The organism is Ectopseudomonas khazarica, from assembly GCF_017915135.1.
Classification (GTDB): Bacteria; Pseudomonadota; Gammaproteobacteria; order Pseudomonadales; family Pseudomonadaceae; genus Aquipseudomonas; species Aquipseudomonas khazarica.
The window spans coordinates 2,660,587-2,687,454 of sequence record NZ_CP068551.1 but is presented as its reverse complement, the minus strand read 5'-3'; the positions used below and the strand labels follow the sequence as shown (position 1 = coordinate 2,687,454).

25 protein-coding genes and 1 pseudogene are annotated in these 26,868 nt (G+C 64.3%); 7 read left to right on the top strand and 19 right to left on the bottom strand.

Annotation, left to right across the window (positions count from 1 at the left end; all coding sequences use genetic code 11):
• The first annotated feature begins 95 nt into the window (after nucleotides 1-95).
• Nucleotides 96-443 (top strand): hypothetical protein, encoded by a 348-nt coding sequence (locus JLK41_RS12885; RefSeq protein WP_047585311.1) that lies wholly within the window; start codon nucleotides 96-98, stop codon nucleotides 441-443.
• 33 nt (nucleotides 444-476) lie between these two features.
• Here the strand turns inward: JLK41_RS12885 and JLK41_RS12880 are convergent.
• The 6 genes and pseudogenes from JLK41_RS12880 to JLK41_RS12855 form a co-directional block, all read right to left on the bottom strand.
• Nucleotides 477-1,540, bottom strand: a pseudogene (locus tag JLK41_RS12880) (acyl-CoA dehydrogenase family protein).
• Between the two features lie 162 nt (nucleotides 1,541-1,702).
• On the bottom strand, nucleotides 1,703-3,628 hold the full coding sequence (locus tag JLK41_RS12875; protein WP_244976503.1) for a TonB-dependent receptor family protein: 1,926 nt from the start codon (nucleotides 3,626-3,628) through the stop codon (nucleotides 1,703-1,705).
• A gap of 197 nt (nucleotides 3,629-3,825) precedes the next feature.
• Nucleotides 3,826-4,269: a CopD family copper resistance protein gene (locus JLK41_RS12870; RefSeq protein ID WP_047585307.1), complete on the bottom strand. Its 444-nt coding sequence runs from the start codon at nucleotides 4,267-4,269 to the stop codon at nucleotides 3,826-3,828.
• Nucleotides 4,266-4,955, bottom strand: a complete 690-nt coding sequence (locus tag JLK41_RS12865; protein ID WP_152488967.1) for an ABC transporter ATP-binding protein — start codon at nucleotides 4,953-4,955, stop codon at nucleotides 4,266-4,268. Before JLK41_RS12865 ends, JLK41_RS12870 begins: the two co-directional genes overlap by 4 nt.
• Entirely contained in the window at nucleotides 4,948-5,715 is a 768-nt protein-coding gene (locus JLK41_RS12860; protein WP_047585346.1) for an ABC transporter permease, read from the bottom strand. The genes JLK41_RS12865 and JLK41_RS12860 overlap by 8 nt, the downstream gene beginning before the upstream one ends.
• Nucleotides 5,716-5,717: 2 nt before the next feature.
• Complete coding sequence (locus JLK41_RS12855; protein WP_244976502.1) at nucleotides 5,718-6,647, bottom strand: ABC transporter substrate-binding protein; 930 nt, start codon at nucleotides 6,645-6,647, stop codon at nucleotides 5,718-5,720.
• A 118-nt stretch (nucleotides 6,648-6,765) separates the two neighbouring features.
• On the opposite strand from JLK41_RS12855, the gene JLK41_RS12850 reads away from it, so the two are divergent.
• Nucleotides 6,766-7,479, top strand: a complete 714-nt coding sequence (locus tag JLK41_RS12850) for a Crp/Fnr family transcriptional regulator (RefSeq protein WP_123084440.1) — start codon at nucleotides 6,766-6,768, stop codon at nucleotides 7,477-7,479.
• 31 nt (nucleotides 7,480-7,510) lie between these two features.
• On the opposite strand, the gene JLK41_RS12845 is transcribed toward JLK41_RS12850, so the two are convergent.
• The 4 genes from JLK41_RS12845 to JLK41_RS12830 are packed head-to-tail and all read right to left on the bottom strand — an operon-like array spanning nucleotide 7,511 to nucleotide 10,050.
• Nucleotides 7,511-7,951 (bottom strand): CopD family copper resistance protein, encoded by a 441-nt coding sequence (locus JLK41_RS12845; RefSeq protein ID WP_047589276.1) that lies wholly within the window; start codon nucleotides 7,949-7,951, stop codon nucleotides 7,511-7,513.
• Nucleotides 7,952-7,960: 9 nt separating this feature from the next.
• The gene (locus JLK41_RS12840; RefSeq protein ID WP_123084441.1) at nucleotides 7,961-9,145 is read right to left on the bottom strand and encodes an NnrS family protein; all 1,185 of its coding nucleotides are present in this window, start codon (nucleotides 9,143-9,145) and stop codon (nucleotides 7,961-7,963) included.
• Complete coding sequence (gene mobA, locus JLK41_RS12835; RefSeq protein WP_244976501.1) at nucleotides 9,129-9,800, bottom strand: molybdenum cofactor guanylyltransferase MobA; 672 nt, start codon at nucleotides 9,798-9,800, stop codon at nucleotides 9,129-9,131. Before mobA ends, JLK41_RS12840 begins: the two co-directional genes overlap by 17 nt.
• A gap of 49 nt (nucleotides 9,801-9,849) precedes the next feature.
• Entirely contained in the window at nucleotides 9,850-10,050 is a 201-nt protein-coding gene (locus JLK41_RS12830; RefSeq protein ID WP_047589282.1) for a hypothetical protein, read from the bottom strand.
• A 172-nt stretch (nucleotides 10,051-10,222) separates the two neighbouring features.
• On the opposite strand from JLK41_RS12830, the gene JLK41_RS12825 reads away from it, so the two are divergent.
• Genes JLK41_RS12825 through JLK41_RS12810 form a run of 4 tightly spaced genes read left to right on the top strand, consistent with a single transcriptional unit; the run spans nucleotide 10,223 to nucleotide 13,329 of the window.
• Entirely contained in the window at nucleotides 10,223-10,756 is a 534-nt protein-coding gene (locus tag JLK41_RS12825) for an iron transporter (protein ID WP_047589285.1), read from the top strand.
• Nucleotides 10,757-10,789: 33 nt separating this feature from the next.
• Complete coding sequence (locus JLK41_RS12820) at nucleotides 10,790-11,110, top strand: cupredoxin domain-containing protein (protein ID WP_210391173.1); 321 nt, start codon at nucleotides 10,790-10,792, stop codon at nucleotides 11,108-11,110.
• 9 nt (nucleotides 11,111-11,119) lie between these two features.
• Complete coding sequence (locus JLK41_RS12815; RefSeq protein WP_047589290.1) at nucleotides 11,120-11,968, top strand: FTR1 family iron permease; 849 nt, start codon at nucleotides 11,120-11,122, stop codon at nucleotides 11,966-11,968.
• The gene (locus tag JLK41_RS12810; RefSeq protein ID WP_210391172.1) at nucleotides 11,965-13,329 is read left to right on the top strand and encodes a 4Fe-4S binding protein; all 1,365 of its coding nucleotides are present in this window, start codon (nucleotides 11,965-11,967) and stop codon (nucleotides 13,327-13,329) included. The genes JLK41_RS12815 and JLK41_RS12810 overlap by 4 nt, the downstream gene beginning before the upstream one ends.
• Nucleotide 13,330: 1 nt before the next feature.
• On the opposite strand, the gene JLK41_RS12805 is transcribed toward JLK41_RS12810, so the two are convergent.
• The 3 genes from JLK41_RS12805 to JLK41_RS12795 all read right to left on the bottom strand — a co-directional run bounded on the left by JLK41_RS12805 (nucleotide 13,331) and on the right by JLK41_RS12795 (nucleotide 16,322).
• Entirely contained in the window at nucleotides 13,331-14,053 is a 723-nt protein-coding gene (locus tag JLK41_RS12805; protein WP_123084446.1) for an anaerobic ribonucleoside-triphosphate reductase activating protein, read from the bottom strand.
• Nucleotides 14,054-14,121: 68 nt separating this feature from the next.
• On the bottom strand, nucleotides 14,122-14,271 hold the full coding sequence (gene nrdD, locus JLK41_RS25465; protein WP_021701980.1) for an anaerobic ribonucleoside-triphosphate reductase: 150 nt from the start codon (nucleotides 14,269-14,271) through the stop codon (nucleotides 14,122-14,124).
• A 32-nt stretch (nucleotides 14,272-14,303) separates the two neighbouring features.
• Entirely contained in the window at nucleotides 14,304-16,322 is a 2,019-nt protein-coding gene (locus JLK41_RS12795) for a ribonucleoside triphosphate reductase (protein ID WP_210391171.1), read from the bottom strand.
• Between the two features lie 192 nt (nucleotides 16,323-16,514).
• Between JLK41_RS12795 and hemN the strand changes: the two genes are divergently transcribed.
• Nucleotides 16,515-17,900, top strand: coding sequence for an oxygen-independent coproporphyrinogen III oxidase (gene hemN, locus JLK41_RS12790; protein WP_047589298.1), 1,386 nt, complete (start codon nucleotides 16,515-16,517; stop codon nucleotides 17,898-17,900).
• A gap of 77 nt (nucleotides 17,901-17,977) precedes the next feature.
• Here hemN and moaA read toward each other — a convergent pair whose 3' ends face one another.
• The 6 genes from moaA to JLK41_RS12760 all read right to left on the bottom strand — a co-directional run bounded on the left by moaA (nucleotide 17,978) and on the right by JLK41_RS12760 (nucleotide 26,860).
• Nucleotides 17,978-18,967 carry a GTP 3',8-cyclase MoaA gene (gene moaA / locus JLK41_RS12785; RefSeq protein ID WP_210391170.1) on the bottom strand — a complete coding sequence of 330 codons (990 nt, stop codon included), beginning with the start codon at nucleotides 18,965-18,967 and terminating at the stop codon, nucleotides 17,978-17,980.
• Between the two features lie 25 nt (nucleotides 18,968-18,992).
• Complete coding sequence (locus JLK41_RS12780; protein ID WP_210391169.1) at nucleotides 18,993-19,961, bottom strand: peptidylprolyl isomerase; 969 nt, start codon at nucleotides 19,959-19,961, stop codon at nucleotides 18,993-18,995.
• 147 nt (nucleotides 19,962-20,108) lie between these two features.
• Complete coding sequence (narI, locus tag JLK41_RS12775; RefSeq protein ID WP_047588166.1) at nucleotides 20,109-20,804, bottom strand: respiratory nitrate reductase subunit gamma; 696 nt, start codon at nucleotides 20,802-20,804, stop codon at nucleotides 20,109-20,111.
• Nucleotides 20,797-21,552, bottom strand: coding sequence for a nitrate reductase molybdenum cofactor assembly chaperone (gene narJ, locus JLK41_RS12770; protein ID WP_210391168.1), 756 nt, complete (start codon nucleotides 21,550-21,552; stop codon nucleotides 20,797-20,799). The genes narI and narJ overlap by 8 nt, the downstream gene beginning before the upstream one ends.
• Before the next feature lie 2 nt (nucleotides 21,553-21,554).
• Nucleotides 21,555-23,093, bottom strand: coding sequence for a nitrate reductase subunit beta (gene narH / locus JLK41_RS12765; RefSeq protein WP_210391167.1), 1,539 nt, complete (start codon nucleotides 23,091-23,093; stop codon nucleotides 21,555-21,557).
• An 11-nt stretch (nucleotides 23,094-23,104) separates the two neighbouring features.
• Nucleotides 23,105-26,860 carry a nitrate reductase subunit alpha gene (locus tag JLK41_RS12760; RefSeq protein ID WP_210391166.1) on the bottom strand — a complete coding sequence of 1,252 codons (3,756 nt, stop codon included), beginning with the start codon at nucleotides 26,858-26,860 and terminating at the stop codon, nucleotides 23,105-23,107.
• Nucleotides 26,861-26,868: the final 8 nt, after the last annotated feature.

Genomic DNA, 26,868 nt, shown 5'->3' with positions numbered 1-26,868 from the left:
TGTGTATTGGCTAGGCTCGGCCCGCGATACGCGGGTCGAGTCGTTGTTGGCCTCGCCTAGACTGAAACATGAAGTTTCCCGAACGGAGTCGCACCATGCATACACACAAGATTCTCACGTACCTCGACACTCCCGGCAGTCGCCCGCTATGGCAAGTGTTCTGGCTGCAGGGCGTGCTGCTCAGCCACCTGCTGTTTGGCGCCATCCTGCTGCTCTACCGGCAAGTCGACAGCGTAACGCTGGCCCTGCTGCTGGCGGCCTTCGTCAGCTACACCGCCTGGGTGCTGAACGCGGTCTGGCGCAACGCCGGCAACGTGCGCGAGCCCATCTACGGCGAGATCGCCCGCTTCCTGACCGTGGCCTGGTCGATCAATGCCGTGCTGGCCTCGTTCTTCCTGCTGCTTGCCCACCTGCAGCCGTTCGGCCACGGCCTGCCGTTCTGAGGCTCAACCCGGCGGCGTGAGATAGGCCGCCGTCTACCCGCGCTGCTGGGCGCTGGCCTCCAGCTCCCAGCTCGCCAGGCTGCGCAGATGTACCTCATCGGGGCTGTCGGCGAAGCGCAGCGCGCGACCCTAGGTGTAGAAGTCCGCCAGCAGCGTATCCGGACTCAGGCCCGTAGCACCGAACACCTGCATGGCGCGGTCGACCACCCGGCAGAGCATACGCGGCACCTACGCCTTGATCATGGCGATCTCCCGGCGCGCCGCCCTGGCGCCTACTTCATCCAGCATCCAGGCGGTCTTCGGCACCAGCAGACGCGCCTGCTCGATAGCCAGTCTCGACTCGCCGATCCAGTCGCCGATATTGGCATACTGCGCCAGATAGCGGCCGAATGTGCGGCGCTCCTGGCAGCGCTCCAGCAGCAGCTGCAGGGCCAGTTCGGCCATGCCGATGGCGCGCATGCAGTGGTGCACTCGCCCCGGTCCTAGGCGCACCTGGGCCATCATGAAGCCGTCGCCCTCCTGGCCGAGCAGGTGATCGCACGGCACCCGCACATCGCGCAACAAAATCTCCGCATGACCTTCTGCCGAAACATGGTTGAGCACCGGAATATTGCGCAGCACCTGCACGCCAGGGGTATCGAAGGACACCAGCAGCATGCTCTGCTGACGATGGGGCGCGGCCTCGGGATCAGTCTTGCCCATCACGATCAGCAGACGACACTGCGGGTGACAGGCATTGGCGATGAACCATTTGCACCCGTTGAGGACGTAATGCTCGCCGTCACGACGGATCAGCGTCTGCACGTTGCCGGCGTCCGAGCTGGCCACATCCGGCTCGCTCATGGCAAAGGCCGAACGGATCTTGCCTTCCAGTAGCGGCAGCAGCCAGCGCTGGTGCTGCGCGGGGCTGGCAGAAACAGGCTCCACAGCCCTTCGCTGCGCGCCAGGGCCTTGAGGTCGTTCATGAAGGAAACCGGCAGGCATCAGGCCTGCACCTCCGCCAGCCACTGGGCATGACGCGGCACCACATGGGTATCCATGAAATCCTGCAGCTGCCGGCGTAGTGTTTCCACTCTGGTGCTGAAGGCAAAGTCCATCGCATCCACCTCGGGGGGGGGGCGGTGAGACCAGCCGAAGTCAGCACCGGCCCGACTCGAAGAATGCTGGGCGGCATGGATGAGCAGGTATCACGGCGCCGCGAAGCCGAGCCGAGCCGAGCCGAGGTTGACCAGCGTTATGGCGCGTGTTCGTCACCCGCTCTAGAAGCGGTAGTCCATCCCCACGCTCAGGCTGCGTTCGTTGCCGCTGAGGAATGTCGGTTGGCTGGCGTCGGCGCGATTGCGGATCACATAACTGCTGGCATAGACCTCGTCGCTCAGGTTGTCACCTTGCAGATACAACGACAGCCCTTCATTGACCTTGTAGCTGGCCTTGAATCCCCAGAGGGCATAGGAGTCCTGATAGTTGTTACGGGTGTTGGCATGGTCGGTCGGGGTGTCCTGCGGCAACCAGCGCAGGTTCGGGCCGATGCTCCACGGGCCGCGGCGATAAAGCAGCTCGCCCGCCCACAGCTGGCGTGGTACACCTGCGATCTGATTGCCCTCGAACTCGCCGCCACGGAAGGTGAAGTCACTGAAGGTCCAGGCCAGGCGATAGGCCAGGTCCCCGCCAAGCGTGGCGGAGGTCGGCAGCAGGCCCTTGATTCCCGCCTCGACGCCGCGATGGCGTGTGCGCGATGCGTAATTGTAGGTACCTACCCTGACGCCCAGACTGTCGGAGGTGGAGATCAGCTCGTCATCCACGTCACTGTGGTACAGCGACAAGCTCCACTCGTTGCTGCCAATACGCCCCTGGCCGCCGATTTCGTAGGTGGTCGCGCGCTGCACATTGAGCTCAGTCAGCGACGCCGTGGCCTGCGCCGGCGCAGTAGGTGGCACCTGCCCGACGACAATCTCCCAGAAGGTTGGCGCCTCGTGACTACGGCTGATGTTGGCGTACCAGCGCTGGTTTTCACTGGGCGTCCAGTTCAAGCCGATCTTCGGCGTGGCGAAGTCCCAGCTCTGATCCAGGCTGGCGTTGCTGTTACGCGAACTGGCATCCCGGCTGACATCACTCCATTTCAGCTCGGTGACCAGGGTCCAGTCCTGCGCCAGATGCCAGTCCAGCCCAGCCAGCAGATCGACGTTACGCGCTTCGAGGTCGAAGTCGCCGAAGCGCTGCAGGCGACTGCCGTCCTGGCCGCTGTTGGCATAGAGCTCACGGGTTATGTCGCTGTAGGACCAGCCAGCACCGAAGCGATAGTCGAACAGGCGCTGCTCGCCTTCCAGGCTCCACTGGGCTCCGAGCGTGTCGCTGTCGGTCAGGGTATGGCTGAGCGGGTCGGTGAAGTCGTCCACCGTATTCTGCCCGTAGACACCGAAGCTCTGTTGCCAGCCAGTGCCCTGCCACTGGGTGCGGTTGGCCAGGCGCAACTGCTGGGTATCACGATGCGGATCGCGCCGATATACATTGAGCAGGTGATCCTGCGCCGTATTGCCGTCTCCAAGTACGCTACGCGGATCATCTTCCAGACGCGCCTTAGTGATGACGTTAGGAATCTCGAAGGTGAGATCGCTCCAGGACAGGTAGCTGCGATTCTCCACGCCATCCCCCAAGTCCAGGCCAAAGTTGCTATGCACCAAGGTGCGGTGCGAAGCAGAGTGATGACGATAACCGTCGTACTGATCTTGACTGATGCTCACCCGCGCATCGTGCCCGGCCTCCGCCAGGCCGGCAGCGACCTGCACGGCCTGGCGACCGAAACTGCCACTTTCCAGGCGCAAACGCCCGGCCTCGTCGGCACCGGTAAGCGAATTGAATTCCAGCTCGCCACCCAGCGTGGTGGCACCCGGGCTGCCGGCGTTGGCACCGCGTCGGACACTGATCCAAGAAGCATTACGCGGCTCCAGCAGGCCCATGACGAAGGAGCCATCGGCCTCGTTGAGCGGTAACCCGTCTTGTAGCAGTAGTACGCCACGATTGACCGGATTGCTCTGAATACCCGAGCCGCGGATGTTCAGGCGCGGCTGATCGGTGCCTCCGAAAAAGTCCTGAATCACCAAACCGGGCTGATAGTCCAACGCATCACGCAAGGTCGCCAAACGCGTTTCGCTCTGCGGCGTGGCCAGGTTGGTACCGCCAGGCACTCGGGACAGCTCTTCGCGCTCAGCTTCAACCGACTGATTTGCTGGAGCCTGGCGTTGACCGCTGATTGCCAGTGGCTCCAACTCGACCGGATCGGCAGCACAATCCATCAGTGGCAGAGCGCCCAGAAGTGTCAATGAAAGATACTTCAGGTAAAAGGTTCGACGCATGACACTCTCCTTCACGAACAGAAATAAGCTCACCAGCTCAGGTAAAACATGCCCTTGGCCAGCAACACGATGCCGACCATGTGGGTAAACACGCTCAGGTGAATACGGCGGAAATAGGTGGAATTCATGCGCCCGCTGATCACCAGGAACATGGCCGTGCAGAAGTGTCCGAGCACACTCAGCGCCAGGCAGATCTTCAGGGTCAGCAGGGTGCCGAAGGAGGAAGCCAGCGGGTCGGCCAGTTGTGGCAGGTAACGCAGCCAGACCATGCCCAGGCCGGCGCTGAACAGCACCAGTAGTACCCAAGGCATCAGGCGGCGCCCGCGTTTGCCAATGCCCTGCTCCACCTGGCGCATCACCGCGGGCGGCACGTGCTTGCGCACACCTTCAAGAATCAACACTTCAAAGAACACCGCGCCGATGAAGATCAGAGCGGCGAACAGGTGCAGGGTCAGCAGAATGGGATAGCTCACGGTAGCGAAGTCTCCAGGGTCATCAGGGTCTGGTGGAGCGCCTCAGCCAGCACCTCCGGTGCGCGGTCGGCGGCGTCGAACGTCTGCAGCCCGCCCGCATTGAGCAGCACGAAGCGTTCAACCAGGCCGACCAGTTCGCCCGGGTGATGGCTGACGCACAGCAGAGCCGCCGCGGATTGCTCGAGCCAGTCGCGGCAGATATCGATCAGGGTCTTGCGCAAAGCCGGGTCCAGCGCACTGAACGGCTCGTCGAGCAGCAGCAGGTCAGGCTCCACCGCCAGCGCCCTGGCCAGCGCCACGCGCTGCGCCATGCCCCCAGACAGCTGATTCGGCCAAGACCGTGCGTACTCACTGAGGCCTACCCGCTCCAGCCACTCGGCAGCCACACATCGCGCCGTCGCCGGGTCACGACCGGCCGCGCGCAAGGGAATTTCGAGGTTCTCGGCCACTCGGCACCAAGGCAGCAGGCGCGGCTCCTGGAAGGCCAGCACGGCGTGGCGGAAGCTGCTCTGCTGGTTACCGCGCTGCGCCTTCAGGATTCCAGCCGCCAATCTCAGCAGGCTGCTCTTGCCGGCACCGCTCGGGCCGAGGATCCCGACCCGCTCGCCACTTCGTAGCCGAAAGTCGACCTGCCGGAGCACCGTGCGCCCGCCCAACTCGAGGTCGATTGAGTACCAATCAAGCATGGGCGGCCTCCTGCCAACGCCCCATGCGCCGCTGCAACGGCTGTAGCAGCACGAATTCCAGCGCCGCCACCAGCAGCAGTATCAGCAGGGTCCAGGCGTACAGCCCGGCGCTGTCGAAGGTGCTGCGTGCATTGGCCAGAGCAAACCCGGCGCCGCTTTCAGCCCCCAGCACCTCGGCCATCACCACCAGGCGCACACCACTGCAGGTGGCAATCAGCAATGCCGCACCGAGCGGCGCCGCCAGGGCCGGCACGTACAGATAACGCAGTTTCTGCCACGGGCCGAAACGGTAGACGCGAACCATCTCCAACAGGCCGCGATCGACCATGAGCATGCCCTTGACGGTATTCACGTACATGCCCGGCGCCAGCATCAGCACACTGATGAACACCACCATCGCCGAGCCCAGGCCGAACCAGAGCATGGCCAGCACCACGACCACCACCGGCGGGGTCGCCATCAGCAACCAGCGCAAGGGCTCCAGCAGGCCGCGCAGACGGGCATCCAGGCCAGCCAGCAGCCCCAGGCAAAAGCCCAAGAGACAGCCAAGGCCAACCCCGAGGCCGATGCGCAACAAGCTGGCGCCGGCATGCACACGAAAGTCAGCTTCAAACGGCAGCTGCCACATGGCTTTGAGGGTCTGCAGCGGAGTAGCCATCAGCAACGGCCCCAGGTTCAGTGCCAGCAACTGCCAGCCCAGCACGATCAGCACGGCGCCCAACAACGCCCAGCGCCAGGAGGTGGGACGGATATCGTTCATGCTCATGGCCCGTAGAATTCGGCGTTCGGCAGCGAACCACCGATGGCCTGTGGATGGCGCTCGGCGAGCAGCCGATAAAGCGCTTCCAGCTGCTCGCGAGCCTCGCTGGCGGGACGGGACTCCAGACGCGTCACGCGAATCGACTCCTCGACGGCAGCCACCGGCAGGTGCGGCAAATGCCGATGGACCAATTCCGCACACTCACGCGGCTGAGCACTGCACCAACGCGCCGATTGCGCATAGGCCTGCTCCACGGCACGCGCCAGTTCGTGCTGCTCGGCAACGCGCGCGCTGGCCATGATTCCCGCCTGGGGCAGCTCGGGGTTCGCGGGATATGCCTGGTTCCAGGCATTCTCCAGGCTCTGCACGCGTCGCAACGGCGCGCCGTTCTGCTGCTGGTTGCGCCACAACAACAGGGAAACCGCTGGTTCCACCAGTAGCGCGTGCTTGGCGCGCCCGGCCAGCAGCAGGGCCTGGGCATCCTGGCCATCGCGTACAGGACGCAGGGTCAGGTCCTTGCCCGCTTCCAGGCCGTGGCTGCGCAACAGCTCATCAACCAGCACCGCAGGCAGGTCGCGCTGAAAGGGCATCACCAGTTCCTCACCCCTGAGGTCAGCAAAGCCCTGGATCGCCGGATCACGGCTGACCAGCCAGATGATCCCCCACACCGAGACGTTCAGCAGGCGCACCGGCAGGCCGCGTCCGGCCACCAGAGCCGGCAGATTGACCGGTACCGCGCTGTAGTCGATCTCGTCGTTGGCCAGCAACACGCGCAACTGGTCCGGGTTCTGCCACAGACGGAACTCGACGCGTTTGGCGTGCGCCTTGAGCGCCCCGCTTTCGACCATGTGCAGCAACGGGAAACTGACCACAGCGCTAGGGCCGGCCAGGCGCAGGACCTCCTGCTGGGCTTGCGTTGCTGGCGCGAGCAACGCTGCACAAGCGGCTAGACAGAAGGAAGCCAACCAAGTGCAGGCTGGCCGATTGAATGATACGAGAATAAGTCTTATCTTCATTCGCACATCATTACAGCCGGCACAGCAGCTACAAATGACAATTGTTAAGTTTCCCGCAGATCGCAGCGCTTGCCTGCAACTGCTCTCGTCAGTCCCCCTGTTCGCCGATCTGCCCGGCGAGCTGCTGGCGATGCTCGTCCGCTCAGCCACGCAGTTACGTGTCGAAGCGGGTGAATTGCTGTTTCGCGAAGGCGAGGCCGCCGAGCACTTTCTGCTGGTGCGCCACGGCAGCGTGGAGATGATGCGTTTTACCTGCGAGGGCGAGGAACGGGTCTTTCACCTGTTCCACAGCGGTCAGTTGATCGCCGAGGCCGCCATGTTCATGCCCCATGGCCGTTACCCGATGAACGCCAGAGCACAGTGCGACAGCGAGCTCTATCGCCTGAACCGGGCGGCACTGCGCAAGGCCTGCGAAAACGATTCGGTATTGGCCATGCGCATGCTGGAAAACCTCAGCCTGCGCCTGTATCGCCAAGTCAACGAAGTCGACTGGCTCACCGCCAGCTCGGCCTCACAGCGCTTGGCGGCTTACCTGCTCAAACTGCACCAGCGCCAGGGCGAGCAGCTCAACCTGCCGATTAGCCAGCGCCAGCTGGCCACTCACCTGGGAATCCGTCCGGAGTCTCTCAGTCGTCTGCTGTCCGACTGGCAGCAGGCTGGCCGCCTTCGCGGCCGCCTGCGCCAGTGGGTGCTGTGTGACCTGAGCTACCTCAAGCAACTTGCCAGCGCAGCCACCCGTACCTTCTAGGCAGTCTCAGTCCACAGCACGCGGCCTGCGCCTACCAGTTCAGCACGAACATCGCTTTGGCCAGGAACAGAATGCCGAGCATCTGTATCAGCACGCTGAGATGGATCAGGCGAGAACGCGCTGGCGTCATGCGCCCGGTACGCATGAGGAAAACCACGAAGAGAAAGTGGCAAAGGATGCTCAGCGCCAGGCAGATCTTCAGCGTCAACAGGGTGCCGAAGCTGCTGGACAAGGGATCGGCCAGCGCAGCGCGATAGTGCCAAGCCAGGCCGATACCCGCGCCATACAACGCCAGCACCACCCAGTGCATGACCTGGCGTGCGCGCTGACCGAGGGCCTTGGACAGCCGCTCGCGGGGCTCGACGTCCAGCTGTCTGGCCGCTCGGCTGAGGATCATCACCTCAAAGAACACCCCGCCGATGAAGAATGCTGCAGCCGTCAGGTGAGCGAATTTCAGTAACAGATAAAGCACACATCCTCCCTAGCCCGGATGACCGTCGGCGCGTGTGCGACACAGCATCGGGCCGTAGCAGTAGAGAAACTGTGCGAAAGCCAAACACCAGCACCCCGCCGCCAGCCAGAGCGCCGGCTGATAGGCAAAGGACACGCCAAGGACACGCAGCAAGGCGGCCAGGTTGAGCATCAGGAACGCCACCGCGAAGCCACGTGGCAGTTGCAACGGACGACCGGTGTGCCCCAACGAGACTCGCGCCAGCATGGCCAGGATAAGTCCGGCCATGGAGCCGACCGTCAGGCCATGCAACGCCTGGCTGAACGGCACCGGGCCACCAACATGCCACAGCGCCAGTCCCAGACAGGCCACCACCAACCAGGCGTAAGCCAGGTGCAGCGACCACAGCAGCGGCACCTGCAGCAGCGCGCGATCAAACCAGCGCCACAGGCGGATACCATGTCCTAGGCCGAGCACCAGCATCAGCACCGCGCCAAACCAACTCGGCAGCAACAGCAGGCCGATCGCGCTCAACAGGGCCGCCAGGACACTACCTACCAGCAACAGCCAATCCAACCAGGGCCATGGCTGAACGGCCTCCACCCTTCCCAAGCCGCGCTGAGTGAAGAATGGAATCACCCGCCCGCCGATTAGCGTCATCATCGCCGCCACCAGCCAGATGGCGGCCAGGCTGCCCTGACGCTGCCAGCCATCATGTTGCTGCAAGATGCCCAGAAGGTTCAGTAGATCCGCTGCTGCCAATAACGAGAGAACCAGCACGATCGGATAGTTGCGTCGTTGCCGCACTGCCCAAAGCAGACGAGCCATGACGCCGGCAACCGCCAGCAGGAAAGCCAGGTTGACCAGCAACAATAGCCATGTAGAAGGTAGCCACCAGGCGGCTCGCCCCACTAGCCAGAGACCAGCCAGCACTGCCAGCGGTCGGCCTGACAGGCTTGGCTGGCCAGTCCAGGTCTGTACTGCGGTTAACAGGAAACCGGCGATGATGGCTCCGGCAAAGCCAAATACCAGCTCATGCCGATGCCAGGCCAGCCAACCTCCCGTCGGCGCGGGGAGCGACCAGCCCTGTAAAGCAGCGACCCAGAGCGGAATGGCCAGCGCCGCCATGAGTGCACCGAGCAGAAAGAATGGACGAAAGCCCAAGCGCAGAATCGGCGCGATGGCCATGGCCTTACGCTTATCGATGATCAACATAGATTTTCCACTCACGTTGAGGCGACTGGCGAGCAACCAGTAAAACCTCGGGACAGTTGAAATTGAGTAGACGCGGATCATCCTCCCGGCACGCCAGCTCGCAGATGCCCAGACGCTGCCATAGGCGACTTGGACTGCGCTCTCCAGTTACCCAGGCCCGGTCGATGTCGACTAGCAGCGTGCGTGGCAGCACGCAAAGCAGTGGTTGCAGGCGTTCGCCCTGGCGCACCACGGCGATTTGCCCAGGCCGAGCCAGAGCCAACTGCTGCAACTCTTCCAGCAGTTCCGATTCGACAGCGGGCAGATCACAAGGCGCCACCAGCAGATGCGTTCCACGCATGCTGCGTAGCCCAGCCAGGATTCCAGCCAAAGGCCCTGGGTAGCCCGCCTGATCATCACTCAGGGCTCGATCACAGAGCGCGGCATAGCGCCTCACGTTACGGTTACAGGAAATAATCAGCTCACCAACCAGTGGGCGCATCTGCCTGACAACCCACTCTGCCATCGGCCTGCCGCACCACGGCACCAGTCCTTTGTCCACCCCCCCCAGCCGGGAGCCCTGTCCACCGCTCAGCACCAGCCCAGTAAACCACTCCCGCATCGGTACCTCTTCAAAGCCATTCAGCACCGGCGGTTGCCAATGCACATCTTGCATGACCCAAGACAAACCCAGTGCAGGTAGCTAGCAAGAGAGGCCTGTCTGACTATTCAAGCCCCTCAAGCAGCTTATTGATGTGCAGGGCGTTGTTCACCACCTGCTCCATATGCACCTGCAATGCTTCGGTTACATGTGACAGCCCGTTCTGCTGGAACCAGCGAGAAATCAACTGCACCGACTCAACTAGAGCAACCTGGTTGCGATGAGTCAACAGTATGGCTGTTAACAATGGATTCTGGTCCTCCACGTCCCGCTCCTAGGTTATGGCTCGCTTGGCAAAATCGCTTATAGAGCTTTACAGAACCATACCTCTATCTGGGTATCTCCAATGCTCCAGATAAAATTGACGAGAATCATTATTGATTGAACTCAAGCTTTCTAAGCTGCTGCCAACACTCCCAGCTATGGAAGCAAACAGCATGAAGTTACTCCCACTGCTCCCCCTCGCCGCCATGTTCGCCATCCCTTTTGCCTCTGCCCGCGAATACCCCATCGGCGAGCCACAACACTGTGCCGGCATGGAGGTCGGGGCTGTATATCTGCAGCCAATCGAGATGGACCCGCCGGGGATGATGAAACCCGCCGCCGAATCTGACGTACACATGGAGGCTGACATCAGTGCTCTGGAGAACAACCATCACGGTTTCCAGGAAGGCAGCTTCGTGCCCTACCTTGAGATTTCCTATCGCCTACAGCGCGCTGGCAGCGACAAGCTGATCGAAGGTGACTTCCACGCCATGGTCGCCAGCGACGGCCCGCACTACGGTGACAACATCAAACTAGACGGCCCTGGTCAGTACCAGCTGACCTACACCGTGTCACCACCGGGTGGTCACCATCACGCCTTCGGCCGCCATACCGACAAGGAAACGGGCGTGGCACCTTGGTTCAAGCCCTGCGAGCTGAACTACAGCTTCACCTACGCTGGCATCGGTAAGAAAGGCGGCTACTGAGTCCGTAACGTATTCAGCTCACAGGAAACGCCTATGAGATGTCCTGCTGTCTTTACCTTCGCGCTGGCGTTGCCAGCGTGGAGTGCCTCGCTGCCCAGCTACGAGCTGGAGATACGTGATGGGCATTTCACCCCGCCCCACCTGACGGTTCCAGCCAAGCAACGTTTCAAGATCATCGTGCATAACCGCGGCGCGGGCCCGGTCGAGTTCGAAAGCCTGCCTTTGCGGGTAGAAAAGGTACTTGGCCCAGGCGTCAGCTCATTCGTGGTGATCCATCCACTCAAGCCCGGTCGCTACACCTTCTTCGACGAGTTTCATCTCGATTTGCCCGGCGGCTACATCGAGGCTCAATAAGGAGTTCCCATGGAACAGGCACTATTGATCGTCTGGCGCGAGAGCGTCGAGGCACTGTTGGTCATTGGTCTGCTGCATGCCTGGTTGAGCCGCCAATACAATGCACGCCAGCTTTTGCGCAAGCTCTGGGAGGGCGTCGCTGCAGGCATCGCCCTGGCTGCCCTGCTGGCCCTGTTGATGGTCGTGGCTGGCAGTTGGATGAGCGGCACTCCCGGTGAGTGGTTTCAAGCCGCGATGAGCGCTCTGGCCAGTTTGCTGATTCTGCAAATGGTGGTGTGGATGTCGCAAAACGCCGGCAATCTTCGCAATGCGCTTGAGAGCCGAGCCCAACAGGCCCTTGCGCACAGCCGACACAGTGGGCTGACACTGCTCGCGACACTGGCTGTAGCCCGAGAAGGCAGCGAGATCGCGATTTTTCTCTATGGTGCAGTCGGCTCCGCCAGCGCCATACAAACCATCGCAGGCGCCCTCCTCGGTGGAGCGCTCGGCGCGCTAAGCTTTGTGCTGTTGCAACGAGGCAGCCGGTTTCTCGACTGGCGACGGTTCTTCACCATCAGTGAAACCCTGTTGCTGCTGCTAGGCGGCTCAATGCTGATGAATGCACTGGATCGCACCACCGGTCAGTTGATGGGGATGGATCTTCCTGAGGCGCTATATGGCTGGCTGGGCGACCCACTCTGGGATACCTCGGCCTGGCTGGATGACGGTGCGCGCATTGGCGGGCTGATTGCCGGAATGACCGGCTACCGGGCCATGCCATCAGCGGTTGCTGTAGCCGTACTTGTTTCATACTGGCTGCTGGCCTGGTGGCTAAGGCGACCCAGGGCAAACTCACCCAGCATTCGCGCCGCAACATGAAACTGCTATTCAGCCGTTGCCTAATGGGCATAGGCAACGGTCTGCGCCGCCATTCCGTTGCTGTACAGCGAGCGCAATGGATTGTGGTCTTGTTCTACGTCGTGCTACTGGTCACTCCTGCACTCCTGCCTCTGCCCGACAACCAGGCACGCATGCTCGATAACCTCACACTGCTCGCCCAGTTCGTGTTCTGGGGCATCTGGTGGCCCTTTGTGCTGCTCTCGGTGGTGCTGTTCGGGCGCATGTGGTGCGGCCTACTTTGCCCGGAGGGTGCTCTCAGTGAATGGGCCAGCCAGCACGGTATGGGGCGTGGCATCCCGCGCTGGATGCGCTGGGCTGGCTGGCCCACGGTAGGCTTCCTGGCCACCACCCTGTACGGCCAACTGATCAGCGTCTATGACTACGCCCAGGCTGCGCTGCTTATTCTCGGCGGATCGACCATCGCCGCCATGCTGGTCGGTTTCTTCTATGGCCGCGGCAAGCGCGTCTGGTGCCGTTATCTGTGTCCGGTCAGCGGTGTTTTTGCTCTGCTGGCCAAGCTCGCGCCCATGCATTATCGGGTCAGTGAAGAACGCTGGCAGGCCAACCTGCCGCCGCATCTGCCCGCCCCCAACTGCGCACCGTTGCTGGACATCCGCCGCATGCGTGGCGCTTCGGCCTGCCACGCCTGCGGCCGCTGCAGCGGACAACGCGACGCCGTACGGCTAATTGCCCGCTCCAGTAATGAGGAGATCGTGCATCTGGGGGAGCACGGCAATCTGTGGGAGGCCCGCCTGCTGTTGTACGGAGTGATCGGCCTGGCCATGGCTGCCTTCCAGTGGACGATCAGCCCCTGGTTCATCGCGCTCAAGCAGAGTATGGCCGAATGGCTGGTCGCACATGATCAACTGTGGCCTCTGCAGGCTGATGCGCCCTGGTGGGTACTGACCCACTACCCACAGGTCAACGATGCCTTCACCTGGCTGGATGGCCTGAGCATCTGTCTATATCTGGTACTCGGCGCCTTGCTCCTGGGCGGCGGGATTCACCTGCTTCTGATTGCCGGCAGTGTGCTGGCAGGCAAGCCGCTCGCCTTTGCCCGTCATCTGGCCCTCTGCCTGGTGCCGACTGGCGCTGCTGGTCTGTTTCTCGGTCTGTCGTCGACCACCGTCAAACTGCTGCGCTATGAAGGCCTGCAACTGCTCTGGGTAAACCAGGCCAGAGCAGTGCTGATAGTTGCCGCGGGTCTGTGGAGCCTGTACCTGGGCTGGCGTGTCTGTACCCAGTTACCCTGGCAGAGCCGCCAGGCTCCGATGCTGGCCCTGTTGCTGAGCAATACGCTGCTCGGCTATGGCTGGTGGTTACAGTTCTGGGGCTGGTGAATCAACTTGCGCGAAGCTCGAAACGCTCGAATAGCTGCTCGAAATAGGGCCAGAGTTCAGCCGCCTGGGCCGGCGTGGCAGCACTGCCCAAGTCGCTGTCGAGCATCTGCTGGGGGCGCGCCAGTTGTACTGCGAAACGCCGTACGCCAAGCCCCGCCAGACGCTCTCCAAGACGCTGCAGGCGCCGACAGTCGGACAGGTTCCAATGCACCGTGGTACGGCACTCGTAGTCCACACCGCTCTCAAGCAGCAGCTCCAGACTGCGCCAATTGGCCTGGCCGCTGGCGCTGACACCAGTAATTAACGCAACCTCCTCCTCTAGCGCCTTAACGTCGAAACCGACCCAGTCGCACTGCGCCAGCGCACGGCCGAAGGAGGCCGGCTTGATCCCGGCGCTGTGCAGGCCGACCTTGAAGCCCAGCTCGCGCACCCGGCGCATGGCGGACGGCAGTGCCGGCTGCAGGGTCGCCTCGCCGCCGGAGAACACCACCGCCTGCAACAGCCCCTGGCGCCGGCGCAGGAAGCCCAGCACCTTGTTCCAGCTCCATTCGGTAGGGCCGCCGCAGCGGATCAGCTCGGGGTTGTGGCAGTAGCGGCAGCGCCAGGCGCAGCCCTGGCAGAACAGTACGCAGGCCAGATGATCGGGGTAGTCGAGGGTGGTCATGGCTTGCAGCCCGCCGATGCGCAGCGGGCGAAAGGCATGACGCGAAGGCACTGAAGGCATGCTCGTGGCTCCAATGGCGGACATGGCGAAGCCCGGGCCATCACCGATGGCCCGGGCTTCGGACTGACTCAGCGCGGCTCGGCGAAGTGCTGGCGCTCGCGATGCTCGGACTGCTTGCCGAGATTGAAGGCCGCCACCGGACGGTGGTAACCCATCACGCGGGTCCAGACCTCGCAGCGCTGGCGCTGGGCTTCGGGAAGTTGCACGGGTGCATTCATGGTGTCGCTCCTTGCTGTGGATGGAATCGTGGTCAGCCGCCGCAGGCGCCGCAGCACTGCTGTTTCTGCAGCAGCGCCTCGTCGCACTTCGGACAGAACTCGTGTTCACCGGCCAGGTAGCCGTGTACCGGGCAGATGGAGAAGGTCGGGGTGATGGTCAGATACGGCAGGCGGAAGCGCGACAGCGCGGTGCGCACCAGCTGCTTGCAGGCCTGTGCCGAGGAAACCCGCTCGGCCATGTACAGGTGCAGCACGGTGCCGCCGGTGTACTTGCACTGCAGCTCGTCCTGCAACGCCAACGCCTCGAAGGGGTCGTCGGTGAAGCCCACCGGCAGCTGCGAGGAGTTGGTGTAGTACGGCGCCTCGGGCGTGCCGGCCTGGAGGATGTCGGGGAAGCGCTTGCGGTCTTCCTTGGCGAAGCGGTAGGTGGTGCCCTCGGCCGGGGTGGCCTCCAGGTTGTACAGGTGGCCGCTCTGCTCCTGGAACTGCACCAGGCGCGCGCGCACGTGATCCAGCACCTGCAGCGCCAGCTGGCGACCGCTCTCGGTGTGCATGCCCTCGCGGTCGCCGCTGAAGTTGCGCAGCATCTCGTGCAGGCCGTTGACCCCGATGGTGGAGAAGTGATTACGCAGGGTGCCCAGGTAGCGCTTGGTGTAGGGGTAGAGGCCGGCATCCATGTGGTGCCGGATCACCTTGCGCTTCACCTCCAGGCTCTCGAAGGCCATGTCCAGCAGCGCGTCGAGGCGCTGCATCAGGCCGTCCAGATCGTCCCGGTACAGGTAGCCGAGGCGCGCGCAGTTGAGGGTCACCACGCCGAGCGAACCGGTCTGCTCGGCCGAGCCAAACAGGCCGTTGCCGCGCTTGAGCAGCTCGCGCACGTCCAGCTGCAGGCGGCAGCACATCGAGCGCACCTGGTTGGGCTGCATGTCCGAGTTGAGGAAGTTCTGGAAGTACGGCAGGCCGTAGCGCGCGGTCATGTCGAACAGGCGCGTGGCGTTGTCGCTGTCCCAGGGGAAGTCGTGGGTGATGTTGTAGGTCGGGATCGGGAAGGTGAACACCCGGCCCTTGGCGTCGCCGGCCATCATCACCTCGATGTAGGCGCGGTTGATCAGCTCCATCTCGGCCTGCAGCTCGCCGTAGCAGAACGGCATCTCCTGGCCGCCGATCACCGGCACCTGCTCGCGCAGGTCTTCCGGGCAGACCCAGTCGAAGGTCAGGTTGGTGAAGGGCGTCTGGGTGCCCCAGCGCGACGGCACGTTGAGGTTGTAGATAAACTCCTGCAACGACTGACGCACCTGCTGATAGCTCAGGTTGTCCTTGCGCACATAAGGTGCCAGGTAGGTATCGAAAGAACTGAAAGCCTGGGCGCCGGCCCACTCGTTCTGCAGGGTGCCAAGGAAATTGACCATCTGCCCCAGGGCGCTGGACAGGTGCTTGGGCGGGCCGGCCTCGACCCGCCCGGGGATGCCGTTGAGGCCCTCATGCAGCAGGGTACGCAACGACCAGCCGGCGCAGTAGCCGGCGAGCATGTCGAGGTCGTGGATGTGCAGGTCGGCCTCGCGGTGGGCCCGACCGATGTCTTCGCTGTAGACCTCGTCCAGCCAGTAGTTGGCGGTGACCTTGCCGGACACATTGAGGATCAGCCCGCCCAGCGAGTAGCCCTGGTTGGCGTTGGCCTGCACACGCCAGTCCTGGCGCGACAGGTATTCGTTCATCGAGGCGGCCACGTCGATCAGCTGCTTGCGCTCACGGCGTAGGCGGCCATGGCGCTCGCGGTAGACGATGTAGGTGCGGGCGGTCTGGTAGTAACCGGCCTCCATCAGCACCCGCTCGACCCGGTCCTGCACCTGCTCCACGCCCACGCAGTGGAACTCCAGCAGGCGCGCCAGTACCGCGTCGGCCAGGGCCTTGGCCTCATGCGCCTCGAACTCGCCCGTGGCCTGCCCGGCGGCAGCAATCGCGCGCTCGATCTTGGCCGCCTCGAAGGGCACTTCCTGGCCATCGCGCTTGAACAGCGCCTGCGGTCGATAGGGGACCTGATCCGCACACATCTATCACCTCCTGACACATCATCTAGTTGCTGTTAGCAACGAAAAACACAAGATGCTGTGCAATCTACGTCAGGAGGCCGGATGCAACTTGACCGTGATCAAGTTTGCCCGCAAACCTGCGCTCAGGCGTTCGCGCCGACCGGCGCCAGGGGGTATCCTGCAGTGCATCAGGCTCCTCAGGAATCACTTGCCATGACCAGTTCACTGCGCTTCGACCGCTCGCTGGTAGAGAAATACGACCGCCCGGGGCCGCGCTACACCTCTTACCCCACGGCGCCCCAGTTCCGCCAGGCCTTCGCCGAGGACGACTACCGGCAAGCCGCCGAACGCAGCAACCGGGCGCCCGCCAAGGCCTTGTCGGCCTATATCCATATCCCCTTCTGCCAGAGCCTCTGCTACTACTGCGCCTGCAACAAGATCATCACCCAGAAGACCCACCGCGCCGTCGAGTACCTGGATTACCTCAAGCGCGAAATCGCCCTGCAGGCGGCGCTGTTCAGCCCGTCGCGACGCCTGACCCAGCTGCACCTCGGCGGCGGCACGCCGACCTACCTGAGCAGCGCGCAGCTCGCCGAACTGATGGGCTGCCTGCGCCAGCACTTCCGCTTCGATGAAAGCGACGATCACGAGTTTTCCATCGAGGTCGACCCGCGCACCATAAGCCGCGAACGCATCGCCGAGTTGCGCGCGCTGGGCTTCAACCGTCTGAGCTTCGGCGTGCAGGACTTCGACCAGCAGGTGCAGGCCGCCGTCAATCGCCTGCAGAGCGAAGAGCAGACCTACGAGCTGGTCGCCGCCGCCCGCGAGGCCGCCTTCAAATCGGTCTCGGTGGACCTGATCTATGGCCTGCCGCTGCAGACCGTCGCCAGCTTCGACACCACCCTGGACAAGATCATCGCCCTGCGCCCGGATCGCATCGCCGCCTACAGCTATGCGCACCTGCCGGAAATGGTGCGTGCCCAGCGGCTGATTCGCCGCGAGGACATGCCGCCACCGGAGCGCAAGCTGGAGCTGCTGGAGCTGACCATCCAGCGCCTGACCGCGGCCGGCTACGTGTATATCGGCATGGATCACTTCGCCCTGCCCGACGACGAGCTGTGCCTGGCCCGCGAGGCAGGTACGCTGCAGCGCAACTTCCAGGGCTACTCGACCCACGCCGACTGCGACCTGATCGGCCTCGGGGTGTCGTCGATCGGCAAGGTGAGCGACAGCTACAGCCAGAACGTCAAGGAACTCTCGCAGTACTACGCGCGCATCGACCAGGGCCTGTTGCCGGTGCACCGCGGCTACCGCCTGAGCGACGACGACCTGCTGCGGCGCGAGGTGATCACCGCACTGATGTGCCATGGCCGGGTCGAGTTCGCGGAACTGGAGGCGCGCCACGGCATCCACTTCCTCGACTACTTCGCCGAGTCGCTGGCCCGGCTCGAAGAGCACCTGGCCGACGACCTGGTGCAGATCCACGCCGATGCGCTGGTGCTGCTGCCGCGCGGGCAGCTGATGATGCGCAGCGTGGCGATGGCGTTCGACGCCTACCTGGGCGAAGGCCAGAGCGGGCGTTTCTCGCGTACCGTGTAATAAAAAACCACCGGCCATGGCGGAGCAACGCCGCCTGGCAGGTGGTAACGGCCCAAGCGTGGGCCAGCGGGAGTTGATCAGCCGCCGGTGGCGTTCATGAAGCGCAGGATCTGCACGTCCCCGGTGTCGAATTCGTGGCGCAGCGGTTTGCGCAGCAGCCCCTGACGGATGGCCGCCAGCACCGGGGCGTCGTCGCATGGGTGACGGCGCAGCAGGCCGCGCAGGTCGAGCGAATGTTCGTGGCCCAGGCACAGCAGCAGACGCCCCTCGACCGTGACCCGCACGCGGTTGCAGGTCGCACAGAAGTTGTGGCTGTGCGGCGAGATGAAGCCGATGCGGCTGTCGGGGAAGCCCTGCAGGCGCACGTAGCGCGCCGGTCCGCCACTGTGCTCGGCGCTGTCGAGCAGGCTGTAGCGCTCGGCAATGCGCGCGCGCACCCAGTCGCTGGAACAGTAGCTCTCGCCGCGCTCGCGCCCCACCTGCCCCAGCGGCATCTCCTCGATGAAGCTGATATCCAGGCCGCGGTTCAGGGCGAAGTCGACCAGGTCCGTCACCTCGTCGGCATTGCGCCCGTGCATCACCACCACGTTCAGCTTGAGGTTGGCGAAGCCGGCCGCCTGCGCGGCCTCGATACCGGCCAGCACCTGGCCCAGTTCGCCGGTACGGGTGATGGCGCGAAAGCGTTCGGGGCGCAGGCTGTCCAGGCTGATGTTGAGGCGCTTGACCCCCGCCTCGGCCAGCGGCCTGGCCAGCTTGTGCAGCTGTGAGCCATTGCTGGTCATCACCAGCTCGCGCAGGCCCGGCAGCGCGGCGATGCGCTGGCACAGACCGACCACACCGGGACGCACCAGCGGCTCGCCGCCGGTGAGGCGGATCTTGCGCACGCCCTGGGCGACGAAGATCCGCGCCGTACGCTCCAGCTCTTCCAGCGTCAGCACCTGCTGGCGTGGCAGGAAGGTCATGTCCTCGGCCATGCAGTAGACGCAGCGGAAATCGCAGCGGTCGGTGACCGACAGGCGCAGGTAATCGATGCTGCGGCCGAAGCCGTCCTGCAGCAGGCTGCTCATGGTACTCCCCAGGCCCTGGGCCGGTTTACTGCAACAGCGGGCTGTCGGCGCCTTCGAGCAGGATGCCCTGGATGTCCGCCTCGCCGATCAGGTTCTTCAGGTACTGCGCCACGGCCACCTGCCACACACGCTGGTCCAGCTCGGCGCAGATGCTCTTGTGCACCGCCTCGAACGGCAATGGCTGGCCCTCGAGACGCTGCTCCACCAGCACCACATGGAAGCCATAGCGGCTTTCCAGCGGCTGCCCGGCCAGGCCGAGCGGCAAGCGGAACAACTGGCGCTCGAACTCCGGCACCGTCTGGCCCTGGCTGATCTGCCCCAGCGCCCCGCCCTGCTCCTTGGAGGGGCAGGCGGAATGCGCCATGGCCAGCTCGGCGAAGCGCTCGGGCTGTGCCTGCAGCTCGGCGATCAGCGCCTGAGCCTGGTCACGGGCCTGGCTGCGCTCCTCGGCATCGTCGGCCGGGCAGGCCAGCAGGATGTGCCGGGCCGCCAGCAGCGGCGCGCTGGCATAGCGCGAGCGATTGCGCTCGAAGTAGGCGCGGCAGGTCGCCTCGTCGGCATGCGGCAGCGCCACCTCACGCTCGATCAGCGTGCGGGTGGCGGCCTCCTCCTCGCTCTCGCCCGCGGCCGCGCGTACCCGGATATCCAGCGCGCTGATGCGCTGTTGCAGCAGCTCGCGGATCACCAGTGCCTGGCTGGCCAGGAAGATGGCTTCCTGGCGGGTGTTCGCCGGGTGGTACTGCAGCTCCTGGGCGATTGCCTCGGGCGCGATGGCGACACCATTGACCTTGATCCGCGGCCACTCCTGCTCGCTGCTGGCGATCAGTTCCAGCGAGGGCTCATCCTCGCTTTCGTCGTCCGCGGCCGGCGCCTGCTCGACCACCGGCTCGAACGCATGCACACCGGCCTGCGCCGGCTCGGGCACCACGACCTGGCTGGCACCACCGGCGCAGCCACCACCACCGTTGCCGCTACCTCCGCATCCACAACCCATGTCACACCTCCACGCATTCGTTTGGCGGTGGGTGACGCCACCCACCTTGCTGGTCCCGGATGACGCTGACGCCTGTCCGGGCTACACGACTCAAGATTCATCCGCTGTGGACCGGCCGGCCGACGCGCAGCCGATCCCGACGTTGCCTCAGGCCTTCTGGCGCACGATCTGGTAGCGCCGCCCCAGGTACCACACCGGCGCGCTGACGATGTGCACCAGGCGGGTGAAGGGGAACAGCACGAACAGGCTCAGGCCGAGGAACACGTGCAGCTTGTACACCAGGCTCACCGGGGCGATGGCCGCGGCGGCCAGCTGCGGCTGCAGGGTCACGGTGTACTGCGCCCAGTCGGCCAGCATCACCATCACCGAGCCATCCATGTGGTGGGTCGAGGCATAGATGGTGCCCAGGCCCAGCAGCAGCTGCACCAGCAGCACCACCAGCACCAGGATGTCCGAGCAGCTGGAGCTGGCGCGCACCCGTGCGTCGCTCAGGCGGCGCTTGAGCAGCATCAGCAGGCCGATCAGGCACAGGCCGCCGAACAGGCCACCGGAGACCATCGCCAGCAACTGCTTGTTCTCGGTGCTGATCACATGGTGATAGACCGAGGCCGGGGTCAGCAGGCCGACGAAGTGGCCGGCCAGCACGAACAGCACGCCGACATGGAACAGGTTGCTGGCGATCCGCATGTAGCGGTGTTCGGCCGGGGTGCGGTTGAAGATCTGGCTGGAACCGGCCTTCCAGCTGTACTGCGACAGATCGAAACGCGCCCAGCTGCCGATCAGGCAGACCGCCAGGGCGATATAGGGATACACGCCGAAGGCGAGGAAGTTCAGATTAGCCATTGTGCACCTCCTGGGCCGGCGCGCTGGCCGCCCCGTCCTGCTTGAAATCGATCCAGTGCAGCGGCACCGGCACCTCTTCGCGAGCCTTGCCCGGCATCGTGGTCTGGCTCGGGCAGCGGTCCTGCTGCTCGGCCTGGAGGAAGTCCACGGCCTCCTCCTCCCACAACTTGTCCAGCGCTTCCAGGCTGTCGTCGCGCACCTCGCCGGCCACCTGCTCGCGCACCTCGGCCACCGCCACCGCCGGCTGCTCGCCGGCGATCTGCAGCAACGCGCGGAAGCACGCGGCGTAAGGGCTCTCGCGTTCCTCCAGGCGCGCCGCCAGCAGGGCCAGCAGGTGCGCCACGTCAGCCAGGCCCTCGCGGGCCTCGAGGTCCTCGCGGCTGGCCAGGTACTCCAGGTACAGCGGGATATAGTCGGGCAGCTCGCGCACGCCGATGGCGAACCCGGCGGCCTCGTACTGCGCCATCAGGTCGACCATGGCCTGGCCGCGGTCGCGCGACTCGCCATGCACATGCTCGAACAGCAGCAGCGACAGGGCGCGACCGCGGTCGAACAGCTCGGTGTAGCGCTCCTGCACATCCATCAGCTCGTCACCGGCCAGCTCGTCGAGCAGGCGCAGCAGCGAGCCGCGCTGGTCCGGGCTGATTTCGCGGGCACTGCAGATGGCCTCGTCCAGCTCCTTGTGGGCGCTGCGCAGCGCCTCCTCCGGGTAGTCGAGCAACAGGGAAATCACCTTGAGAATCTGCATGGTCATTCCTCCCAGATCTGCACGGTCTTGAGGATGTCGCGCTTGTTGGCCTTCTTGGCGCCGAACATGTTGGTGTCCGACGAGCCACTGCAGCCGCTGCCGAAGCTGAAGCCACAGCCGGAACGCTCGGCGAAGGCATCGCTCATGGCCTCCTCGCGGTGCGCCGACGGAATCACGTAGCGATCCTCGTAGTTGGCGATGGCCAGGTAGCGGTACATGTCCTCGCACTGCGCCACGGAGAGACCGACCGACTCCAGCACCTTGAGGTCCTGCACGCCGTCGACCTGCTCGGCGCGCTTGTAGGCACGCATCGCCAGCAGGCGCTTGAGGGCCAGCTTGACCGGCTGCTCGTCACCGGCGGTGAGCAGGTTGGCCAGGTAGCGTACCGGGATGCGCAGGCTGTCCACGTCCGGCAGCACGCCATCCATGCTCACGCTGCCCTTGGCGGCGGCGTTCTGGATCGGCGACAGCGGCGGCACGTACCAGACCATCGGCAGGGTGCGGTATTCCGGGTGCAGCGGCAGGGCCAGCTGCCAGTCCACCGCCAGCTTGTACACCGGCGACTTCTGCGCGGCCTCGATCACCGACAGCGGCACGCCGTCCTTCAGCGCCTGCTCGATCACCTTGGGGTCAAACGGGTCGAGGAAGATCTCCAGCTGCTTCTGGTACAGGTCCTGCTCGCTCGGGGTGCTGGCCACCTCGTGGATGCGGTCGGCGTCATACAGCAGCACGCCCAGGTAGCGGATGCGGCCCACGCAGGTTTCCGAACACACGGTCGGCATGCCGGCCTCGATGCGCGGGTAGCAGAAGATGCACTTCTCGGATTTGCCGCTCTTCCAGTTGAAGTAGATCTTCTTGTACGGGCAGCCGCTGATGCACATGCGCCAGCCGCGGCACTTCTCCTGGTCGATGAGGACGATGCCGTCCTCCTCGCGCTTGTAGATCGCGCCGCTCGGGCAGGAGGCCGCGCACGCCGGGTTGAGGCAGTGCTCGCACAGGCGCGGCAGGTACATCATGAAGGTGTTTTCGTACTCGCCGTAGATATCGGCCTGCACCTTGTCGAAGTTCTTGTCCTTGCGCCGCTTGGCGAACTCGGTACCGAGAATCTCCTCCCAGTTCGGGCCCCACTCGATCTTCTCCATGCGCTGGCCGGAGATCACCGAACGCGGCCGGGCCACCGGCTGGTGGTTACCCAGCGGCGCGGTGTGCAGGTGCTGGTAGTCGAAGTCGAACGGCTCGTAGTAGTCGTCGATGCTCGGCAGGTCCGGGTTGGAGAAGATGTTCGCCAACACGCGGAACTTGCCGCCGATCTTCGGGTTGATCGAGCCATCCTTGTTGCGTACCCAGCCGCCCTTCCACTTCTCCTGGTTTTCCCACTCCTTCGGGTAGCCGATACCGGGCTTGGTCTCGACGTTGTTGAACCAGGCGTATTCCATGCCTTCGCGGCTGGTCCAGACGTTTTTACAGGTGATCGAGCAGGTGTGGCAGCCGATGCACTTGTCCAGGTTCAGGACCATGCCCACTTGTGAACGAATTTTCATGTCGGCTCTCCTCACTCGATCTCGGTCGGCAGCGGTTGTGGCAGGGCGTCGCCGTTAGGCCCGTCCAGCCAGTCCACCTTGTTCATCTTGCGCACCACGACGAACTCGTCGCGGTTGCAGCCCACGGTGCCGTAGTAGTTGAAGCCGTAGGCCAGCTGGGCGTAGCCACCGATCATATGGGTGGGCTTGAGCACCACGCGGGTCACCGAGTTGTGGTGGCCACCGCGGGTCTGGGTGCTCTCGGCGCCGGGCACGTTCACGATGCGTTCCTGGGCGTGGTACATCATCACCATGCCTTCCTTGACCCGCTGGCTGACCACCGCGCGGGCGGTCAGGGCCCCGTTGGCGTTGAAGCACTCGATCCAGTCGTTGTCCTCGATGCCGACCTTCTTGGCGTCGATCTCGCTCATCCACACGATCGGACCGCCACGGCTCAGGGTGAGCATGATCAGGTTGTCGGTGTAGGTGCTGTGGATGCCCCACTTCTGGTGCGGGGTGATCCAGTTCAGGCAGATCTCCGGGTTGCCGTTGGACATCTTGCCCTTCACGTAGCCGGTCGAGCGGGTGTTGATCGGCGGCCGGTAGCTCATCAGGCCCTCGCCGAAGGCCAGCATCCAGGGGTGATCCTGGTAGAACTGCTGGCGACCGGTGATGGTGCGCCACGGGATCAGCTCGTGGACGTTGGTGTAGCCGGCGTTGTAGGACACATGCTCGTCTTCCAGGCCGGACCAGGTCGGGCTGGAGATGATCTTGCGCGGCTGCGCCTGGATATCGCGGAAGCGGATCGCCTCATGCTCCTTGGGCAGCGCCAGGTGGCTGTGATCGCGACCGGTGAACTCCGACAGCGCGGCCCAGGCCTTCACGGCAACATGGCCGTTGGTTTCCGGAGCCAGCGAGAGGATGACCTCCGCCGCGTCGATGGCCGACTCGATCTTCGGCCGGCCCTGGCTGACGCCCTCCTCGCGCACCTTGTAGTTCAGCTCGCCGAGGAACTCGACCTCGTGCTCGGTGTTCCAGTTGATGCCCTTGCCGCCGTTGCCCAGCTTGTCCAGCAGCGGGCCGAGCGAGGTGAACTTCTTGTAGGTGTTCGGGTAGTCGCGCTCGACCACCGTGATGTTCGGGCAGTTCTTGCCCGGCTGCGGCGCCACGCCCGCGGTCTTCCAGTCGCTGCCACCGAAGGGCTGCGCCAGCTCGCCGGGGGTGTCGTGCAGCAAAGGCACTGTGACCAGGTCCTGCTCGACGCCCAGGTGCCCCTTGGCCATCTCGGAGAAGGACTTGGCGATGCCCTTGTAGATCTCCCAGTCCGAACGCGCTTCCCAGGCCGGATCGATGGCGGCCGACAGCGGGTGGATGAAGGGGTGCATGTCCGAGGTGTTCATGTCGTCCTTCTCGTACCAGGTCGCGGTCGGCAGGACGATGTCGGAGTACACGCAGGTCGAGGACATGCGGAAGTCCAGGGTAGTCACCAGGTCGAGCTTGCCGATGGCGCCCTCGTCCACCCACTCGGCCTCGTTCGGCTTGAAGCCGCCGCGCTTGCCGAGGTCCTCGTTCATCACGCCGTTCTTGGTACCCAGCAGGTACTTGAGCATGTACTCGTGGCCCTTGCCCGAGCTGCCCAGCAGGTTGGAGCGCCAGATGAACATGTTGCGCGGGAAGTTGACCGGGTTGTCCGGCTGTTCACAGGAGAAGCGCAGCGAGCCGTCGGCCAGCGACTTGGTCACGTAGTCCACCGGCGACAGACCGGCGGCCTTGGCGTCGCGGCAGATCTGCAGCGGGTTGCGGTTCAGCTGCGGGGCGCTCGGCAGCCAGCCGGCGCGCTCGGCGCGGATGTTGTAGTCGAGCATGTGCTCGGGGAACTGCGACTTGTCAGCCAGCGGCGAGAGCACCTCGTGAATGCTCATCTTCTCGTGGCGCCACTGCGAGCTGTGGTTGTAGAAGAAGCTGGTGCCGTTCATCTGCCGCGGCGGACGGCTCCAGTCCAGGCCGAAGGCCAGCGGCAGCCAGCCGCACTGCGGACGCAGCTTCTCCTGGCCGACGTAGTGGGCCCAGCCACCACCGGTCTGACCGACGCAGCCGCACAACATCAGCATGTTGATCAGGCCACGGTAGTTCATGTCCATGTGGTACCAGTGGTTCATCGCCGCACCGACGATGATCATGGAACGGCCCTTGGTCTTGTCGGCGTTGTCGGCGAACTCGCGGGCGATCTGGATGGCTTTCTCGCGGCTGACGCCGGTGATCTTCTCCTGCCAGGCCGGGGTGCCCGGCACGCGGTCGTCGTCATAGTGGTTGGCGACGTTGGCGCCGCCCAGGCCACGGTCGATACCGAGGTTGGCGGCCATCAGGTCGAACACGCTGGCGACCCGCGCCTGGCTGCCGTCGGCCAGGATCACGGTGCGCACCGGTACGCGGCGCAGCTGGATCTCCTCGCCCGGCACGGCGGTGAAGTATTCGTGGGTCTGCCCGCCGAAATAGGGGAAGGCGACTTCCGCCACTTCGCCACTGTCGATCTGGCTGAGCTTGAGATCGATCTCGCGCCCGGCACCGCCCTCGCGGGCTTCGATGTTCCACTTGCCCTTCTCGCCCCAGCGGTAGCCGATGGAGCCCTGCGGCGACACCAGCTCGCCCGAGGCGTCGACGGCGATGGTCTTCCACTCGGGGTTGTTGCCCTGGCCGAGGCTGTCGGTCAGGTCGCTGGCACGCAGGAAGCGCTCGGCGCGGTAGCTGCCGTCCTGCTCATTGAGCAGCACCAGCATCGGCAGGTCGGTGTAGCGCTTGGCGTAGTCGGTGAAGTAGGCGCTGGGCTTCTCCAGGTGGAATTCCTTGAAGATGACGTGGGCGAAGGCCTGAGCCAGCGCCGCGTCGGTGCCCTGCTTGGGGTTGAGCCAGAGGTCGGTGAGCTTGGCCACCTCGGCGTAGTCCGGGGTGATGGCCACGGTCTTGGTGCCCTTGTAGCGCACCTCGGTGAAGAAGTGCGCGTCCGGGGTACGGGTCTGCGGAACGTTGGAGCCCCAGGCGATGATGTAGTTGGAGTTGTACCAGTCGGCCGATTCCGGCACGTCGGTCTGCTCGCCCCAGACTTGCGGCGAGGACGGCGGCAGGTCGCAGTACCAGTCGTAGAAGGACAGGCACACACCACCGATCAGCGACAGGTAACGGCTACCGGCGGCGTAGCTGACCATGGACATGGCCGGGATCGGCGAGAAGCCGACCACGCGGTCCGGGCCGAACTGCTTGACGGTGTAGACGTTGGCCGCGGCGATGATCTCGTTGACCTCGTTCCAGCTGGAACGGATGAAGCCGCCCATGCCGCGCTTGCTCTTGTAGCTCTCGGCCTTGACCGGGTCGCTGACGATGCTGGCCCAGGCCTCGACCGGCGCCAGGGTCTTGCGTGCTTCGCGCCACAGTTTGAGCAGCGGCTTGCGCACCTTGGGGTATTTAAGGCGGTTGGCACTGTAGATGTACCAGCTGTAGCTGGCGCCGCGCGGGCAGCCACGCGGTTCGTGGTTGGGCAGGTCGTTACGGGTGCGCGGGTAGTCGGTCTGCTGGGTTTCCCAGGTGATCAGGCCGTTCTTCACGTAGATCTTCCAGGAGCACGACCCGGTGCAGTTCACCCCGTGGGTGGAGCGCACGATCTTGTCGTACTGCCAGCGCGAACGGTAGACGTTCTCCCAGTCACGCGATTCCTTGCGGGTCTCGCCATGGCCGTCGGCGAACTCCCCCTGCTTGCGATTGAAGAAGCGCAGCTGGTCGAGTATGTGGCTCATTTTCTCTT